Origin of the sequence: Scandinavium tedordense (assembly GCF_024764965.1) — a bacterium.
In the GTDB taxonomy this organism is placed as follows: domain Bacteria; phylum Pseudomonadota; class Gammaproteobacteria; order Enterobacterales; family Enterobacteriaceae; genus Scandinavium; species Scandinavium tedordense.
Genome location: NZ_JALIGG010000058.1, coordinates 25,764 through 41,417, shown reverse-complemented (window position 1 = coordinate 41,417; position 15,654 = coordinate 25,764). Strand labels below are relative to the sequence as shown.

At 52.6% G+C, this 15,654-nt stretch carries 16 protein-coding genes and 1 tRNA gene; 9 read left to right on the top strand and 8 right to left on the bottom strand.

The window, feature by feature from the left end; translation table 11 throughout:
- Positions 1-121: 121 nt before the first annotated feature.
- The 4 genes from csgD to csgG are packed head-to-tail and all read left to right on the top strand — an operon-like array spanning position 122 to position 2,477.
- Positions 122-769, top strand: coding sequence for a biofilm master transcriptional regulator CsgD (gene csgD, locus MUU46_RS19520; protein ID WP_159761347.1), 648 nt, complete (start codon positions 122-124; stop codon positions 767-769).
- Between the two features lie 17 nt (positions 770-786).
- On the top strand, positions 787-1,176 hold the full coding sequence (csgE, locus tag MUU46_RS19515; RefSeq protein ID WP_110509818.1) for a curli production assembly/transport protein CsgE: 390 nt from the start codon (positions 787-789) through the stop codon (positions 1,174-1,176).
- Between the two features lie 21 nt (positions 1,177-1,197).
- Positions 1,198-1,617 carry a curli production assembly/transport protein CsgF gene (gene csgF / locus MUU46_RS19510; RefSeq protein WP_258966405.1) on the top strand — a complete coding sequence of 140 codons (420 nt, stop codon included), beginning with the start codon at positions 1,198-1,200 and terminating at the stop codon, positions 1,615-1,617.
- Positions 1,618-1,643: 26 nt separating this feature from the next.
- The gene (csgG, locus tag MUU46_RS19505; RefSeq protein WP_159761345.1) at positions 1,644-2,477 is read left to right on the top strand and encodes a curli production assembly/transport protein CsgG; all 834 of its coding nucleotides are present in this window, start codon (positions 1,644-1,646) and stop codon (positions 2,475-2,477) included.
- 60 nt (positions 2,478-2,537) lie between these two features.
- Here the strand turns inward: csgG and MUU46_RS19500 are convergent, their stop codons facing one another.
- From MUU46_RS19500 to ghrA, 4 genes are all read right to left on the bottom strand, one after another.
- Positions 2,538-3,023, bottom strand: a complete 486-nt coding sequence (locus MUU46_RS19500) for a DUF1097 domain-containing protein (protein ID WP_258966404.1) — start codon at positions 3,021-3,023, stop codon at positions 2,538-2,540.
- Between the two features lie 102 nt (positions 3,024-3,125).
- Entirely contained in the window at positions 3,126-3,680 is a 555-nt protein-coding gene (locus MUU46_RS19495; protein ID WP_258966403.1) for a TorD/DmsD family molecular chaperone, read from the bottom strand.
- A 21-nt stretch (positions 3,681-3,701) separates the two neighbouring features.
- Entirely contained in the window at positions 3,702-4,439 is a 738-nt protein-coding gene (locus tag MUU46_RS19490; RefSeq protein WP_185153783.1) for a phosphatase, read from the bottom strand.
- A gap of 86 nt (positions 4,440-4,525) precedes the next feature.
- Entirely contained in the window at positions 4,526-5,464 is a 939-nt protein-coding gene (gene ghrA / locus MUU46_RS19485) for a glyoxylate/hydroxypyruvate reductase GhrA (RefSeq protein WP_258966402.1), read from the bottom strand.
- Between the two features lie 268 nt (positions 5,465-5,732).
- Between ghrA and MUU46_RS19480 the strand changes: the two genes are divergently transcribed.
- Positions 5,733-5,820, top strand: a tRNA-Ser gene (locus MUU46_RS19480).
- Between the two features lie 119 nt (positions 5,821-5,939).
- Here the strand turns inward: MUU46_RS19480 and hisD are convergent.
- The 4 genes from hisD to MUU46_RS19460 all read right to left on the bottom strand — a co-directional run bounded on the left by hisD (position 5,940) and on the right by MUU46_RS19460 (position 10,661).
- On the bottom strand, positions 5,940-7,247 hold the full coding sequence (gene hisD, locus MUU46_RS19475) for a histidinol dehydrogenase (RefSeq protein ID WP_258966401.1): 1,308 nt from the start codon (positions 7,245-7,247) through the stop codon (positions 5,940-5,942).
- 3 nt (positions 7,248-7,250) lie between these two features.
- Positions 7,251-8,390: a nuclear transport factor 2 family protein gene (locus tag MUU46_RS19470; protein WP_159761339.1), complete on the bottom strand. Its 1,140-nt coding sequence runs from the start codon at positions 8,388-8,390 to the stop codon at positions 7,251-7,253.
- Positions 8,391-8,622: 232 nt separating this feature from the next.
- Positions 8,623-9,594 carry a nuclear transport factor 2 family protein gene (locus tag MUU46_RS19465; protein WP_258966400.1) on the bottom strand — a complete coding sequence of 324 codons (972 nt, stop codon included), beginning with the start codon at positions 9,592-9,594 and terminating at the stop codon, positions 8,623-8,625.
- Positions 9,591-10,661: a LacI family DNA-binding transcriptional regulator gene (locus tag MUU46_RS19460; RefSeq protein WP_159761336.1), complete on the bottom strand. Its 1,071-nt coding sequence runs from the start codon at positions 10,659-10,661 to the stop codon at positions 9,591-9,593. Before MUU46_RS19460 ends, MUU46_RS19465 begins: the two co-directional genes overlap by 4 nt.
- A 366-nt stretch (positions 10,662-11,027) precedes the next feature.
- Here MUU46_RS19460 and MUU46_RS19455 point away from each other — a divergent pair, with 366 nt between their 5' ends.
- From MUU46_RS19455 to MUU46_RS19440, 4 genes are all read left to right on the top strand, one after another.
- Positions 11,028-12,257: an MFS transporter gene (locus tag MUU46_RS19455; RefSeq protein WP_258966399.1), complete on the top strand. Its 1,230-nt coding sequence runs from the start codon at positions 11,028-11,030 to the stop codon at positions 12,255-12,257.
- Between the two features lie 348 nt (positions 12,258-12,605).
- Positions 12,606-13,472: a MurR/RpiR family transcriptional regulator gene (locus MUU46_RS19450; RefSeq protein ID WP_258966398.1), complete on the top strand. Its 867-nt coding sequence runs from the start codon at positions 12,606-12,608 to the stop codon at positions 13,470-13,472.
- An 18-nt stretch (positions 13,473-13,490) separates the two neighbouring features.
- Positions 13,491-14,069 (top strand): D-alanyl-D-alanine dipeptidase, encoded by a 579-nt coding sequence (gene ddpX / locus MUU46_RS19445; RefSeq protein WP_258966397.1) that lies wholly within the window; start codon positions 13,491-13,493, stop codon positions 14,067-14,069.
- A gap of 2 nt (positions 14,070-14,071) precedes the next feature.
- Entirely contained in the window at positions 14,072-15,634 is a 1,563-nt protein-coding gene (locus MUU46_RS19440) for an ABC transporter substrate-binding protein (protein WP_258966396.1), read from the top strand.
- Positions 15,635-15,654 lie beyond the last annotated feature (20 nt).

The following is a 15,654-nucleotide window of genomic DNA, read 5'->3' as shown; positions in this document are numbered from 1 at the left end:
TACCCTCCTTAGGGTTTTCGACAATACGTATACACAGCAATGCAGCCTCAATCAGTACTTCTGGACCCCCGTATTTTTACGGGGAAAACTGATAGCTGCTATAAAACGTTGGAGTTTCATCATGTTAAATGAAGTCCATAGTTTAGGCAGTACGCTTGTACTTGTAACAAAGCCGTCCTTACAAGCCAGCGCACTTTTACAATATTTAAAATCGACTCTGGATATCTCAGGAAAAGTACAAAACATTCATCGTATTATCGAAGAGACGTTGCCTGACAGCATCATGATCTTCGATATGATGGAAGCGGATAAAAGGCTGATCACTCACTGGCAGGAAAATTTAGGCCGAAAAAACAACGGGATGAAACTGGTATTACTCAATACACCCGAGGAGTACCCTTTCAGGGACATAGAAAACTGGCCACATATCAACGGTGTCTTTTATAACAATGAAACTGAATCACGTTTGATCGAAGGGTTAAACATGATTATGCATGGCGATTGTTACTTTTCGCATAAGCTCGCCAGCTATTTGATTACGCATTCAGGTAACTACCGTTACAACAATGCCGAAAGCGCAATGCTGACGCAGCGTGAACGGGAAATTTTGAATAAATTGCGGGTCGGCTCTTCCAACGTGGAAATTGCCCGCTCGTTGTTCATTAGCGAAAACACCGTTAAAACACATCTCTATAATCTTTTCAAGAAGTTAGCTGTAAAAAACCGGACCCAGGCCGTCTCCTGGGCCAATGATAATCTCAGGCGTTAAGTTAACAGGCAGACACCATGAAACGTTCCCTGTGCTGGCTTGCAGCTGCAAACCTGCTGCTGCTTGCGCCCTCTCTGCATGCCGGAGAGGTGGAGATACCGGGTATCGTGGCCGATCACACCGTATCATCGGTAGGGCACGATTTTTATCGTTCCTTTACTGATAAATGGGCCAGTACTACCCGAGAGAATATATCCATAAATGAAAGACCCAGCGCACGCTGGGGGAGTTGGATAACAATAACTGTTAATCAGGATATTTTATTCCAGACCTTTTTATTCCCGATAAGACGGGAATTTGATAAGACCGTAGACGCAGCTGTACAAATTACGCAAGAAGGTATCAATAAACGCCAAATCGACCAGGCCTTATTAAAAACGGACGATTTAGCACACGACGAATTTTAAACATAGAGGGTGGAGGCAATCATGCGTATCGCCTGTACTGTCGCTTTGCTCGTTTTTATTACACCAGCAAGTTGGGCCGGTAATATGGTTTTCCAGTTCGTAAACCCAAACTTCGGTGGAAACCCGAATAACGGCGCTTTTTTGCTAAATGAAGCCCAGGCGCAGAACTCGTATAAAGCACCTGGTGGGAGTGACGATTTTGGTTATACCGCGCCGTCGGCGTTAGATAACTTCACGTCAGCTATCCAGTCACAATTATTAAGTGGCCTGTTGGGTAACGTCGCTACCGGGAAACCGGGTCGCCTCGTCACTAACGACTTTATTGTCGATATACAAAACAGCAGTGGCCTGCTCACGCTTAACGTGACCGACAGAAGTACGGGGAAAACCTCGACTATCCAGGTCTCCGGAGTGCAACAGACGTCTACGAGTGACCAATAGTCACAGACCCGTACAGGAAAATAATCATGAAGCGTTTATTTATACTTCTGGTGGTCGTCCTACTCAGTGGCTGTCTGACCGCCCCACCGAAAGAGGCGGCAAAACCGACGTTAATGCCACGGGCGCAAAGCTATCGTGACCTTACCCACCTGCCTTCTCCGCAGGGCAAGCTGTACGTTTCTGTCTACAATATTCAGGATGAAACCGGGCAATTTAAACCTTATCCGGCGAGTAACTTCTCAACGGCGGTACCACAAAGTGCGACGGCGATGCTGGTGACGGCGTTGAAAGACTCCAAATGGTTCATTCCACTGGAACGTCAGGGATTACAAAACCTGCTCAATGAACGAAAAATCATTCGAGCAGCGCAGGAAAATGGCACCGTCGGCGTAAATAACCGGGCACCATTACAATCGTTAAGTTCTGCGAACGTCATTATTGAAGGGTCGATTATCGGTTATGAAAGTAACGTGAAATCCGGCGGTGTTGGCGCGCGTTATTTTGGTATCGGTGGCGACACGCAATATCAACTTGATCAGATTGCCGTCAACCTTCGCGTGATTAACGTCAGTACCGGCGAAGTCCTTTCCTCTGTTACTACCAGCAAGACTATATTGTCTTATGAAGTTCAGGCCGGGGTGTTCCGCTTTATTGACTACCAGCGTCTGCTGGAAGGCGAAATTGGGTATACCTCGAACGAACCGGTCATGTTGTGTCTGATGTCAGCGATTGAAACAGGCGTTATTTATCTGATTAACGACGGGATCGATCGTGGACTGTGGAACCTGCAAAGTTCTTCAGAAGCCAATAACCCAATTCTCGCGAAATACCGCGATATGGCTTCACCGCCGGAATCCTGATTCCGGTTCAGACAAAAAAAAGCGTAGCCTCGAGGCTACGCTTTTTTTGTTGTGCGACAGTTATTGCTTCACGGCGTTATCCGGTGCCTGCCGTCTGGCGCTTCTTGCTGCCAGCCACAGCCCGCTATTTTTCATCGCGTAGCCAAATATCAACCCTACCAGCAGCGACGGCACCACCAGCTTCCAGTCGCCCTGCCCTGCAAACGTGGCACACGCCCCGATGAACGTGCCCGGCACAAAAGAGAGCAGCAGCTGTTTGGCCTGCAGGCACATCAGGAACGCCACCACTCCGGTCATGACATAGCCGAAGATTTCCAGATGCGGCGCCAGCGCGCTGCCGTGGATAATCACCAGCGCCCATACCACGCCGCTCAAGACGGTGGCGGTTGAGATGGCGAGACCTTTCAGCCCACCTTGCGGACAGGCAAAGTAAGCGGTACAGCCGAGGAAACCCGCCCAACTGAGCAGGCCGAGCGACACGGCTACCCATCCCCAGAGTCCGGAGAGAATGCCTGTTGTCAGTGCGAGAGAGAGAAGTATGTTCATGTCGCGCATCATAGCAGATGCGCGGTTTTCAGATGAGATCACGAGCACAAAATTTGCAACGAATGTCACTCCGTTACATTTTACATGTGATTAATATCACACTTACTGTTCGCTACTTTCTTCGATCTCATCCCACATCGCTGAGATTGCCTCGCGCGTGATAGTCGACTGCGTGCGCCAGAATGGCGTCGTGGCGTGCGCATCAACTTTTCCAAGGAACGTGCCGACCCACGGCAATAGATAGTCAGTGAACAGCGTATCGACCGCTTCACTTTCATCATCCGCTGAATTGTCTTCCAGCCATGACGCCGCCAGCAGCAGCGTACCGATATGGTCGGCAGGCGTGTCGCTCAGCGGCATGCCGCGTGAGGACAGGAAACTGCGCACTTCAGCCTCGGTCGCACCGTCAACCCATGCGCTACGGTACGGAGAAACGCTGCACTCGTCGCCAACAAACAGTGCATTGTAGTCTGCTGAGATCTGTTGCATATCGCAGCTCTTTTGCAGACGCTCCAGCAGCTCATCCTGTTCGAGCGGCCAGCTCGCCGCCAGTTTGCCATCACGAATGAGGTTAAACAGCGGGACCAGCAGCGGATCCTGCGGCTGGCGATAGTACAATGAGCCCAGAACGCGGCAGAGGATTGAAAACTCGTTCATTCAATTATTCCATTCAGAGAATTACAGTTCAGCAAATTCGGCTATCGGCGGCACGCCCCGCGATTCGAGGAAATCCAGGAAGCGGCGCGGCGTAACGTTGAGAATACGGTCTTCCGGGAACTCGACGGCGTCCAGAATCTTACGGCATTCGGTAAAATTACCCAGAGTAAACGCGGTGTGGGAATCAGAACCTAACGCCACCCAGCCCCCAGCGTCACGCACCGCCGCGGCAACGGCCCGACAGTTATCTTCGCTGCCCAGACGAGATGATACAAACGAGGAGTTGTTGATTTCCAGCGCGACATGGTGCTTCGCCGCCGCTTCCGCCACGGCGTTGATATCAATCGGGAACTTTGGATTTCCCGGATGACTAATCATGTGGACATTGCCACTGGCGATAGCGGCAATCATCGCTTCGGTGTGCGTCGCTTTATCCTGCGGCGGGAAAACAGGCTCATGGAAGCCGGCAATGATGAAATCCAGCGAAGTCAGCATTGGGCCGGTGCAGTCGATATCACCGAGCGTGTTTTTAATATTGGATTCTATCCCGCGCAGAATGCCCACGCCATCGACCATTCGCGGCCAGATACGCATGTTCACAAAATGCCAATAATGCGGGGCATCGGCCATATCTGGCCCATGATCGGTAATGGCAAACAGTTTGATCCCTTTGCGTTTCGCTTCGGCGATATAGTCATGAAGGGTGCTGTAAGCGTGGGTGCTGGCGACGGTGTGCATATGCAGGTCAACAGGATACATCACATTCTCCTCTTTCTTTATATGTCCAAGCATAGCAGGAATGGGCGGCCTTTATTAGCGAAAAACCCGGCATAGCCGGGTTGAACTCAGTATCCGCGGGCTCTGTCGACCTGCCCGGTGACCGTCTCTCCGCGCTCCAGACCAGTGATGGTTTTACCGATATAGGCAATGGCTTCCTGCGGACGAGTCACCGCCGCGATGTGCGGCGTCATGGTCACGCGAGGATGGCGCCACAGCGCGCTTTCCACCGGTAATGGTTCACGACTGAACACGTCGAGCATTGCGCCCTTTAGCTTGCCATTTTCCAGCGCACGTAGCAGTTCGTCTTCATTGACATGCACGCCGCGCGCGAGGTTCAGCAGATAGCTCTGATCCTGCAATTGATTGAGCAACGCATGATTGATAATGCCGACCGTTTCCGCCGTGTTCGGCAGCAGATTAATCAGCACGCGCGTTTCACGCAGGAAGTCAGCCATTTCACTTTCCCCCGCGAAGCTCATCACATTCGGCCAGTCTTTATGGCTGCGGCTCCAGACCCGTACCGGGAATCCCCAGGCCAGCAGGCTTTCCGCCACTTTACTGCCGAGCACGCCAGCGCCCATGATGCCAATGGTAAATTCTTCGCGGGTAAATTCTGGCAGTGGCTCCCAGCGCGTCTGCTGCTTGAGCCCCTGATAATCATCAAAGCGACGGAACCAATGCAGCACCTGACTGACGGCGTATTCCTGCATCTGCAGACCCATGCCGGTGTCTTCGAGGCGGAACAGCGGAATGGAAAGCGGGAGCATCTCCGGGTGTTCTCTCAACTTACTGAGAATGGAATCGACGCCTGCGCCCAGCGCAAAGACGGCTTTCAGCTCACGGCCTTGCAGCATCTCTACCGGTGGGTGCCACACCAGCGCGTAATCAGCGGGGTCATTGTCACCACTTTTCCACTCACGGACGCGGGCACCCGGCAGTTGTTTTTCCAGCGCGGCGATCCACCACTGGGTGTCGAAGGTGGGATGGTAAAAAATAATCTCCATACTGCTCTCCTTTATATACTGCGCCATTCTTATGCAGGTCTGCGGCGCGTCGATTTCGCGTTGTTTTATATTGGATTGTCAGCATAGCAAATTTTTGCAGCCTGTCGGCGGAAAGGCGAATGCTGAGAAAAAAAGCGAATCGCGGTTATTACGAAAGCAGGTTGGACGAAGTTTGTCTTATTGGACGTTTTTTTGAAAAAGTTGATTGACGTAAGTTACGCTTTTCCCTACATTAGCGCCCGTCCCAGCAGCGTTGGGGCGACAATATGGTGAGGTGTCCGAGTGGCTGAAGGAGCACGCCTGGAAAGTGTGTATACGGCAACGTATCGAGGGTTCGAACCCCTCTCTCACCGCCATATTTTAAGAAGAGCTCGCATGAAAATGCGGGCTTTTTTTTCGTCTGTGGTGTGCAAGGCCACAATAACGTCATGCGGCCTTGCACACCTGTACGGAAAATACATTACCGTCGCTCAGGTCAATCCTTTTTCCCCGCAGTAATTTCATCTATTGCCTGAGGATCCAGGCGGATTTCGGCGGCACGACGATGCGCCTGCATCCCCTCGGTTCGGCTCTGACGCACCGCAGGTGCTGCAATGGCAGCAATTCCGTGGTCATCTATCCATTGATGGGTGCAAATTTTCACATAAGCACCGACCCAAAGTCCGCCGGTGTAACGCGCTGCCGCCATGGTTGGCAGCGTATGGTTGGTGCCACAGCATTTGTCCGAAAACACCACGCTGGCGTTTTGTCCAATGAACAGGGAACCATAATTACGGATCTTACCGGCGGTGCCATGCGGGTCGCGAGTGTGGACCTGCAGGTGCTCTGTCGCGATATGATCGGCCCATGCAATCAGCTGCTCTTCATCTTTGCAAATCACTATTTCGCCCTGCCGTTTCCAGGCTTCACCCGCAGTGATTGCCGTTGGCAGGTTCAGCAACTGCCTTTCAATTTCAGCCAAGGTTTGCTGCGCAACGCGCTGACTGGTGGTGGCCATACCAACACGGGTGTGAACATCATGTTCTGCCTGCGCCAGTAAATCGGCCGCCAGAATACGCGGATCGGCACTGTCATCAGCGACGATATAGATTTCACTCGGCCCGGCAAGCGCATCGATACCCACTTTGCCAAACACCTGGCGTTTCGCTTCATTGACAAACGCATTGCCAGGACCCACGATTTTATCGACAACCGGGATCGAGGCTGTACCCCAGGCCATCGCAGCAATGGCCTGAGCGCCCCCAATTTTGAAAATACGGTGCGCCCCCGACAGATGGCAAATGGCGATCATCGCAGAGTGAGCGCCTGGCGGTAAGCAGGCGATGATATTGTCGCATCCGGCAACCACTGCAGGCACGATGGACATAATTGGCGCAGACAGAATCGGGTAACGTCCACCCGGCACATAGCAACCTACCGTTTCAATAGGAATAATACGGTGCCCAAGATGTACGCCAGGCAGCGTTTCGACCTCCAGCGGCTGCATTGTCGCCAGTTGCGCCTGCGCAAAACGTTTGACCTGAGCAATAGCGAATTCACTATCCTTACGGGTCTGCGGGTCAATACCGGCAAGTGCCTCCTCTATTTCCTGCGCTGAAACCTCGAACGCCTCCGGCACGGTACGGTCGAATTTTGCAGAGAAATCACGTAGCGCCTCATCGCCCCGGGCACGAACCTGCTCAATAATCTGCTGCACGGTTGTACTCAACGTAAGATCGGCTTGCAGATCTTGTCCCTGTGGTCGCTTGACGAACTGGACCTCGTTATCACTGATCCGACTCATTTTTCAGGCCTCCATCTGACCCAGTTTGATTTGCGCCAGCAGAGCCAGATGATCGTAAATCACCCACTCATCCACAATCTTGCCATTCACAATGTGGTAATGGGACATCCCCATCACGAACAGTCGCTCGCCGGTTGGTTTACCCAGTTCGCCATAGCCAAGATGATGCCCTTCCATTATCCAACGAATCGCCACTTTGGTGCCGCCTTCATCGCAAGGATTCGAGCACACGTGCTGCGGGATCCATGCGCCGTCCGGGATCATTCCAATCAGCGCCAGCGTTTGGTGAATCACAGCGGCTTGGCCGTAAAGTTCTTTCATCAATGGACCGTGCCATTGCACATTCGGCGCATAGACATCCTTGATTTTACCCAGCATGCGGCGGTTATAAATTTCATGGAACCATTGCAGACATTGCGCTTCGATATCGGTATGAGCGATAGAGTCATCACACGTCATTTCCGGTGGATACTGGCCAACCATACGGCGGTTCTCGCCAATATCGGTGACGCGGAAACCTTTATCAAATTGCTCCTTCGCCATTCCGTAAGCCACTGCATCGGTATCAAGCCCTAACTGGCGCATCATTGACATATTGTCGCTGACCACCCACTCGCGATAGATTTTATTTTCGTGGATCATACAGTCGGCGACTGTCCGGGTCACAAACGTACGATTGGTAGGTTTACCCAAATGACTGTATTGAGTATGGCGACCGGTGCCGGTGACCAGATGTGAGGTATAAAAACCGTTAATATCATCCCCGTTCCAGATAACCTGGGTCGCCATTCCTCGGCGGTCCGGGAATGCAACCAGACGCTGTATAGTATCCTGTACAACCTGCTCGCGGTTATACATCGTTCCCAGTGCGTTATATAACACGCAGTTGTGGGTATAGTGGGTATAAATTAAACCGACATCACGTTCGTCCCAAATTTTATGGGTACAGCGCACGATATAATCGACAATATCGGTATAGCAATCATCAAAACCCCGAAGTGATTGCGCACGTGGCCGTTTTTCCGGTACCAGATCGACAAAGTCATGACGTTCAACCTGTAATACAGGTTCATCACGGCTGGATTTTACATTACTTTTTTCTGCGACTGCCGGTGCTTTTTGGGTAGTTTCAGTTGAAGACATATAACCTCCTGCATTGCATTTATATAATGTCGTATTCTGTACAGGTTATTTATGCCCACCCCGTTGCGGCAGAAATAACGTTTTATTACACAGACTACGGCTACAGTGACGCCTCACCCAATTACGCGGTGATAATGCTGATTAAAAAATGTAGACAAACGCTTCCCGCAATAAACAAACAGTTTATCGCTTCGGAATTCTTTATTTTAAGGGGAGTGTTGCTCCCCCTATATTAACTGTAGATCTGCGACCAGATGGCTAATTCATCAATCCCCAGATATTCACGTATGATTAACCCGTCGCGTAATTCAAGTTGGCTAATGCCGGTAATCGATATTGGGCGACGAGACGGAGCACCAAATTGACCATATCCATCATGCCAGGTTAATAACGACCAGCGCAAAGAGAGTCTCACGGGTTCATTTGCATCACGACGAATAATCAAATGATGAAGCTGCGTTTCGCTATCGGCAAACGAAGCACGATAGCCTGACAGGAAGGCACCGATGTCCTGCTCGCCGGTGCGTAACACATGCCCGGGCCCATGCAGTGTCGCCGCCGGATGGTACAACCCAGGCACCACACCGCCGTTGCCGCCCGCCCACATTGACAGATAGCGCTCCACAAGCCCCGCCAACGCGCCTTCAACGTCATCACCTTCCGGACCGCCGGCCCAGAGCGCGTCCAGCTCTTCTGCCGACAACATCTCGACGCCCGCTTCCTGACGCATCCGCGCCATTTCACGCGCGAACTCCCGGACATTGAGTCCAATCTGGTTAATGATCGCCGCTCTGTCCTGTAACAACCATTCCTGACGCACCGCGCCTTCGGCACAAATACGGTCAGTAAATGTGCGCACCCACACAGTGTTACCGCTGGGTAAGCCATAAAAGCCTTCGCCCGAATGCTGAATACAGGCCAGCGATCTCTGCGCTGCATAATATTCGTTATGCGCGGAATGACTGCACAGGATGTCTTCAGTCAGGACTTTACGCTGCGGAAAACTGTGCATCGCTTCCAGCGTTAGCCGCATAAACTGCGACAGGTCGGTGAGCCGCTTTTCCGGCGTCTGAAACACGACGGGGGTGGCGTAGAAGTCGGCCAACTGACCAATATCCTTTTGCTCCCATACCACGTGCGTCAGGGTCAAAATAAATTGTTGGATAGAATCAAACTGTGGGCTGAAGCCCGGTAACCTGCTCATTCAACCTCCTGCAACTGGAACAGCGAGACGCCATCTTTTTCCACCACGCCCACTTGTGGCCGCCGGGCAGAGTGACGGACCACCAGCAGTCCGGGCACCACCACCTGCTCAGGTTCAATCGTTCCGCTATCAATCTGTTTCATCAGTAACGCCACCGTTGCCTGAACCATGGCTTCTACGGGCTGCGAGGCTGAAGTCAGCGCATAAGAAGGCCAGCCAGAAGGCCCGGTATCGTCATAGCCAATCACCGAGACATCTTCCGGGATGCGCAGACCAAATTCGTAGCGCGCAACATCCATTACCATCAGGGCCATATGATCGTTTGCGGCGAACACGGCATCAGGCGTGGGCGATACAGAGAAGAGTTCGCTGGCGGCCCGTCGGGTTTGCTCCGCATCGTAATTTCCCTGAACCACATGAACAGAGGCAATACCCTGACGGTGAAGGGTTTCCGTAAATCCCTTCTGCCGCGCCTGATTCACTGACGAATCGGCAATCCCGGCGACATAAGCAAAGCGATGATGCCCTCCGGCCAACAAAAAGTGGGCTATTTGTCGGGCAGCCGTTTCGTTATCGCTGTTCACGCTGGAGACCATACCGCTCTCCTCGCTGCGGTTAAACAGCACCACCGGGATCCCTGCGGCCACGCACTCCTGCGATAACTCCATCGACAGCGAGACTGACGCCAGCACGATACCGTCGACGCGATACTGCATGATTTGGTCAAAAATCCGGTCGACGTTGCCGTCACGATCGCCGACAAACAGCAGTAAATGGTAATTAAGCTCATCCAGTTTTTGCGCCAGCGTTTCAAGCACCTGCGGATAAAACTGGTTGTCGAAGTAGGACATCACCACCCCAACAATCCGCGAACGTGCGGTATTGAGCGAACGGGCAATGGCGTTAGGCCGATACCCCAATTCGCGTGCTGCTTTCAGCACTTTTTCACGCGTCGCCGGTGAGATACTCGCCCCTGGCGTAAAGGTCCTTGAAACAGCGGATTGAGACACGCCCGCTATCTGTGCCACCTGTTGCGACGTCACCGGACCAAAAGTCTTACGTTTCATTGCCGCGGTTCCTTTTTAATATTTCAGTCATCACGCTTAAGTCCCCTAACCTCTTGTTGTATCAGTATAACGGACTCGCAAGGCAACGCCTGACTGGCGTTTTTGGTCCTCGGCGCAATGCCTTTTTTTATACTTACACCATCTTTGCATGCGTATGCAACAAACAAAATTATTTTTTTCACATTTACAAACTTAGCCTTTACAACTCTGAAACGTTTTCATAACTTCAATGTTTGCATTCGTATGCAAAGCACTAAAAAATGCCGTCAGTGATACCGGTAAGATGCGGTCTGCGACAGCGGATGATCCCGGTTAATGCCGTACTTGATGGGTAATCCCCCCCTTCATTAAAAGAGGTTCACCACCATGTTTCGTGCACTCATTCGTCGTTCAGACGTCAGACTTTTTTTTAGCATCAGCGTTCTGTTTTACATCTGTATTCACAGCATTGATGCGTTTCTGGCCCCGATGCTGATCAGTGACGGGATGCAACCCGAAGTTGTGGGATTAATTATGGGAGCCAGTGGTCTGGCGACGCTGTTTGTCCGCTTCCCGATCGGCATCCTCTCTGATGTGGTGAAGAGCCGTAAGATTTTTATCCAGCTCAGTCTGCTGTTGCCGCTGGTCACCTGGCCGATTGCGTGGCTGGAACCTAATTCAGTCACCCTCTATATGGCGAAAGCAGCCGACGGGGTGACGGCGGCCACCTGGGTGCTGTACAACGTCTTATTTATTCGTTACTTCGATCGCAAAGATGCCCCTGCGGCGGTGGCATTACTGGCACTCGCGGGGCCGCTGGGCGTCTTTCTCGGCAACTGTATCGGCGGCACGCTGATCCACTTTTTCGGCCATGCCGCGGGGTATTTTGTTTCAAGCATCTCCGCGTTTATGGCACTGATCCTGACGATACGTATTAAGGATGTGCATGATGCAACGCGGGCACCAACATTGAATGCCTGTATCGTAAGTGCCCGTCGGCAACTGGCCGATCCCTCAGTCTGGCTGATTGGTTTACTCGCGACCCTGGTTATTCTGGTGCCCTTTGCCACCCGCGATACCTTAACGCCAATTTATGCCCAGCAACTTGGCGGCAAAGCCGGCATCCTGACCCTGTTAAGCAATGTTCATTTGCTGTTTTACGCGCTGGCTATCGCGCTGTGTAGTTCGGTGTTTTATACCCGCTTCGGGCTGCTGAATACCGCGCTGATTGCTGTCGTGATGCAGATAGTTTCCAGCGTCGCCATTCCCTATACCAGTAATCTGTATATCATTTACCTCTGGCAGGCGATGGCAGGTTTCTCGTTTGGGGCCGCCTTTGCCGTCACCATGTCATTGAGTGTGGTGAACACCTCCGAAGATGAACAATCGACACGCATGGGACTGTTTCAGACTATCTATTCCTGCGGCATGTTTGTCGGCCCGGTGTTAATGGGGCTCATGTTGCAACACGTGAACCTGACCTCTGGATATTTAGTGATTGGCGCGTTATCGATACTGTCGCTGATCATCACCCCATTTGCCGCACGCAGTGTGCAACGCAGACAACTGCCTAAAACCAGCACCGGTACTGCCGCGCTGAGCGCCGCCAGAGAGTAAACCACGGCCGTGGCCCTCCCTGCGACGGGCCACAACGCCTCTGCCCCCGACGACGGCTGTCGGGGTGCTGAGCCGGAATATTTTTGGTCCTGCGTGAAGGGCCAATAATCAGATGCAAGCGTCGCCAATGTTAATGTAATGTTTTCTTTTTGTGATGAAACATCCGGATTTGCTGCACCCATTTTGTGCGTTTTCCTCCCCACACCTACGCTGATCGTTCACCTTAAAAATCACTCTTGCCCGTGCAGACGGCATTTCCCGCGTCACTGGCAACATGGCATACATCGTGCTTTGTTATTCAAGTAACACGCTAAGAAACAATGAGAGCACGCTGTCATCGAGGCGACCATGAGCGATAACGCAGACTTGTTCACAAAAATTGAATCCGCTTTCAGCCTCCTTACGCCGAGTGAAAAACGAATTGGCTCTTGGCTGCTGAGCCATCGGGAACATATTCCATTTGAGACGGCCGACAGCATTGCTCTGGCGACCGGCACCAGCGGCATTACCGTGGGACGCTATTTGCGCAAGCTTGGCTACCGCAATCTCGAGGATGTTAAAAACAGCCTGAAAGTGCATTCCAGCTCGCCATATCGCCACTGGGGCGTGACCGACAGGCTGGATAGCTGGGCGCAGCAGCAACACCGGCCCGACCGGGAAAGCCTCTCTCTGCAGATGGAGCTGGATGCCATACGCTACGTTTACCAACTCGCTGCACAGGAAACTTTCGCTCGCATCAGCCAGCGAATTGCGCGGGCTGATTCCATCATCGTGGTCGGCATCCAGTCGACCCGCGGGATCGCCAATACCTTTTTCAGCCATCTCGAATATCTGCGCCCACGGGTTATCTATGCCGACGGCAGTTCCGGTAGCTGGCTGGAGTCGCTAAATTCTGAATACAGCGATCCCTATATTGTGCTGACGGATACTCGCGCCTACTCCATCACCGCACGCCAGTTTTGTCAGGCGGCGTCAGCACGCAACATCCCAATGGCGCTGGTCACCGATATCTGGTGTCCGTGGGCGCGCGATTACCCACTGGATTTATTACAGGTCAAAACCGATACCGGCCACTTCTGGGACTCCCTCGCGCCGGTGAGTTGTCTTTTCAATCTGCTGCTGTCGGCGGTGGTAGAGCAACTGGGGCCGGCTCTGCCGGGACGGCTTGCGCACAATCGCCAGCTTCAGCAGGAATTTGGGCAATTTGAACGTTAATAAAACAGGAACGTTGAGATGAGTGAGGAACAACAACTGGTCGATATCGCCGCCCGCTTTCCCGGGCTGAAGATAGACCTGAAATACGCCACCGCCGATAACATCACCGGTCGGGCGATTTACAGTGAAGCACGCTGTCTGCTGCACCCTGAGGCCGCAAAGGCACTGGAGAAAAGTCTGGTAATTGCCGATGCCGCCGGATTAACGCTACTGGTATTGGACGCCTATCGCCCGCAACAGGCGCAGGCGTATCTGTGGGAGGCCTGTCCTAATCAGGAATATGTCGTCCCGCTGTCACGCGGGTCGAACCACAGTCGCGGCACCGCCATCGACGTCACACTCCTGGACGGTCAGGGTGAACCGCTGGATATGGGTACCGATTTTGATGAGATGGATGTCCTTTCACATCCATACCACCCGGACGTTCCCCTGACCGCCCAGCGTAATCGTCTGCTGCTCAACGCCATTATGTTCGGTGGCGGCTTTGTCGGGATCACCAGTGAATGGTGGCATTTTGAAGTGCCGGGTGCGGCCGGTTATCCGCTGCTTGATGATCTATTCACCTGTATTTCTCCAGACCAACGCGACGGAGTTTAGCCATGAACAAGCCCCACACAGCCTCATTACGTTTTCGACCTTTGCTGCTTGCTGCTGCCCTGGCCGCCTTTGCTCATCCGGCTTTAGCGGCCGTTCCTAAAGATATGCTGGTTATCGGCAAAGCCGCCGATCCACAAACCCTGGATCCAGCGGTGACCATTGATAACAACGACTGGACTGTCACTTATCCGGCTTATCAGCGTCTGGTGAAGTACAAAACCGAGGACGGAAAAGGTTCCACGGACGTCGAGGGTGACCTGGCGGAAAAGTGGCAGACCTCCGACGACGGTAAAGTCTGGACCTTTACCCTACACAATAATGCACAATTCGATGACGGCACCCCGGTGACTGCTGACGCGGTAAAACTCTCTTTCGAACGCCTGTTACGTATCAAACAAGGCCCGTCGGAGGCCTTTCCTGCCAGTCTGAAAATCGACGCTGTCGACCCAACAACAGTGCGCTTTACCCTCAGTGAACCGTTCGCGCCCTTCCTGCACACCCTCGCCAATGACGGGGCTTCCATCATTAACCCGACGGTATTAAAAGCACACGCCGCCGATGACGCCAGAGGGTATCTGGCAGAACATACTGCGGGCTCGGGAGCCTTTAAACTGCAACGCTGGCAAAAAGGCCAACAGCTGATCCTCGTCCCTAACCCGCATTTCAGCGGCCCGGCCCCAGCCTTTAAGCGCGTCAGCGTGAAAATTATCGGTGAAAGCGCAGCCCGGCGCCTCCAGGTTACTAAAGGTGATGTGGATATTGCCGACGCCCTGCCGGTGGATCAGTTCGCGGCACTGAAAAAAGAAGGCAAAGTGACGGTCAATGATTACCCGGCGCTGCGTGTCACCTATCTGTATCTGAACAACAGTAAACCGCCGATGAATCAGGTTGACTTGCGTCATGCCGTCTCCTGGGCGACGGATTATCAGGGGATGGTGAAGGGGATCCTCGGCGGTAATGGTAAACAGATGCGTGGGCCTATTCCGGAAGGGATGTGGGGTTACGACGCCAACGCCATGCAGTACAGTTTCGACCTCGACAAGGCCAAATCGGCATTCGAGAAAGTTGCCAGCAAGCCGTCATCGCTGACCTTCCTCTATTCCGATAGCGACCCTAACTGGGAACCTATTGCCCTCTCGACGCAGGCAAACCTGCAAAAACTGGGGATAAGCGTCAAGCTGGAGAAACTGGCGAATGCCACTATGCGCGAGCGAATCGGTAAAGGGGATTACGACATTGCCATCGGTAACTGGAGCCCCGATTTTGCCGATCCGTATATGTTCATGAACTACTGGTTCGAATCAGACAAAAAAGGGCTACCGGGGAACCGCTCGTTCTATAGCAATCCGCAGGTAGATGCTTTGCTGAAAAAAGCCGTCTCAACCACCGATCAGACCGCGCGAACCCAGGATTACCAGGCGGCGCAAAAAATGGTCATCGATGAGGCGGCTTATGTCTATCTGTTCCAGAAAAACTATCAGGTCGCCGTCAATAAAGACGTCAAAGGCTACGTGTTTAACCCCATGCTGGAGCAGATCTTCAATATCGCGGAGATGCACAAATAACCCTCAGTATCATTACCACA

Coding starts and splice junctions, on each gene's coding strand:
- MUU46_RS19455 (WP_258966399.1), top strand. CDS start 11,028: ATGTTTCGTGCACTCATTCGTCGTTCAGACGTCAGACTTTTTTTTAGC.
- MUU46_RS19500 (WP_258966404.1), bottom strand. CDS start 3,023: ATGAACATACTTCTCTCTCTCGCACTGACAACAGGCATTCTCTCCGGA.
- MUU46_RS19465 (WP_258966400.1), bottom strand. CDS start 9,594: ATGAGCAGGTTACCGGGCTTCAGCCCACAGTTTGATTCTATCCAACAA.
- MUU46_RS19495 (WP_258966403.1), bottom strand. CDS start 3,680: ATGAACGAGTTTTCAATCCTCTGCCGCGTTCTGGGCTCATTGTACTAT.
- csgF (WP_258966405.1), top strand. CDS start 1,198: ATGCGTATCGCCTGTACTGTCGCTTTGCTCGTTTTTATTACACCAGCA.
- ddpX (WP_258966397.1), top strand. CDS start 13,491: ATGAGTGAGGAACAACAACTGGTCGATATCGCCGCCCGCTTTCCCGGG.
- hisD (WP_258966401.1), bottom strand. CDS start 7,247: ATGAGTCGGATCAGTGATAACGAGGTCCAGTTCGTCAAGCGACCACAG.
- MUU46_RS19470 (WP_159761339.1), bottom strand. CDS start 8,390: ATGTCTTCAACTGAAACTACCCAAAAAGCACCGGCAGTCGCAGAAAAA.
- MUU46_RS19450 (WP_258966398.1), top strand. CDS start 12,606: ATGAGCGATAACGCAGACTTGTTCACAAAAATTGAATCCGCTTTCAGC.
- csgG (WP_159761345.1), top strand. CDS start 1,644: ATGAAGCGTTTATTTATACTTCTGGTGGTCGTCCTACTCAGTGGCTGT.
- MUU46_RS19440 (WP_258966396.1), top strand. CDS start 14,072: ATGAACAAGCCCCACACAGCCTCATTACGTTTTCGACCTTTGCTGCTT.
- ghrA (WP_258966402.1), bottom strand. CDS start 5,464: ATGGAGATTATTTTTTACCATCCCACCTTCGACACCCAGTGGTGGATC.
- csgD (WP_159761347.1), top strand. CDS start 122: ATGTTAAATGAAGTCCATAGTTTAGGCAGTACGCTTGTACTTGTAACA.
- csgE (WP_110509818.1), top strand. CDS start 787: ATGAAACGTTCCCTGTGCTGGCTTGCAGCTGCAAACCTGCTGCTGCTT.
- MUU46_RS19460 (WP_159761336.1), bottom strand. CDS start 10,661: ATGAAACGTAAGACTTTTGGTCCGGTGACGTCGCAACAGGTGGCACAG.
- MUU46_RS19490 (WP_185153783.1), bottom strand. CDS start 4,439: ATGTATCCTGTTGACCTGCATATGCACACCGTCGCCAGCACCCACGCT.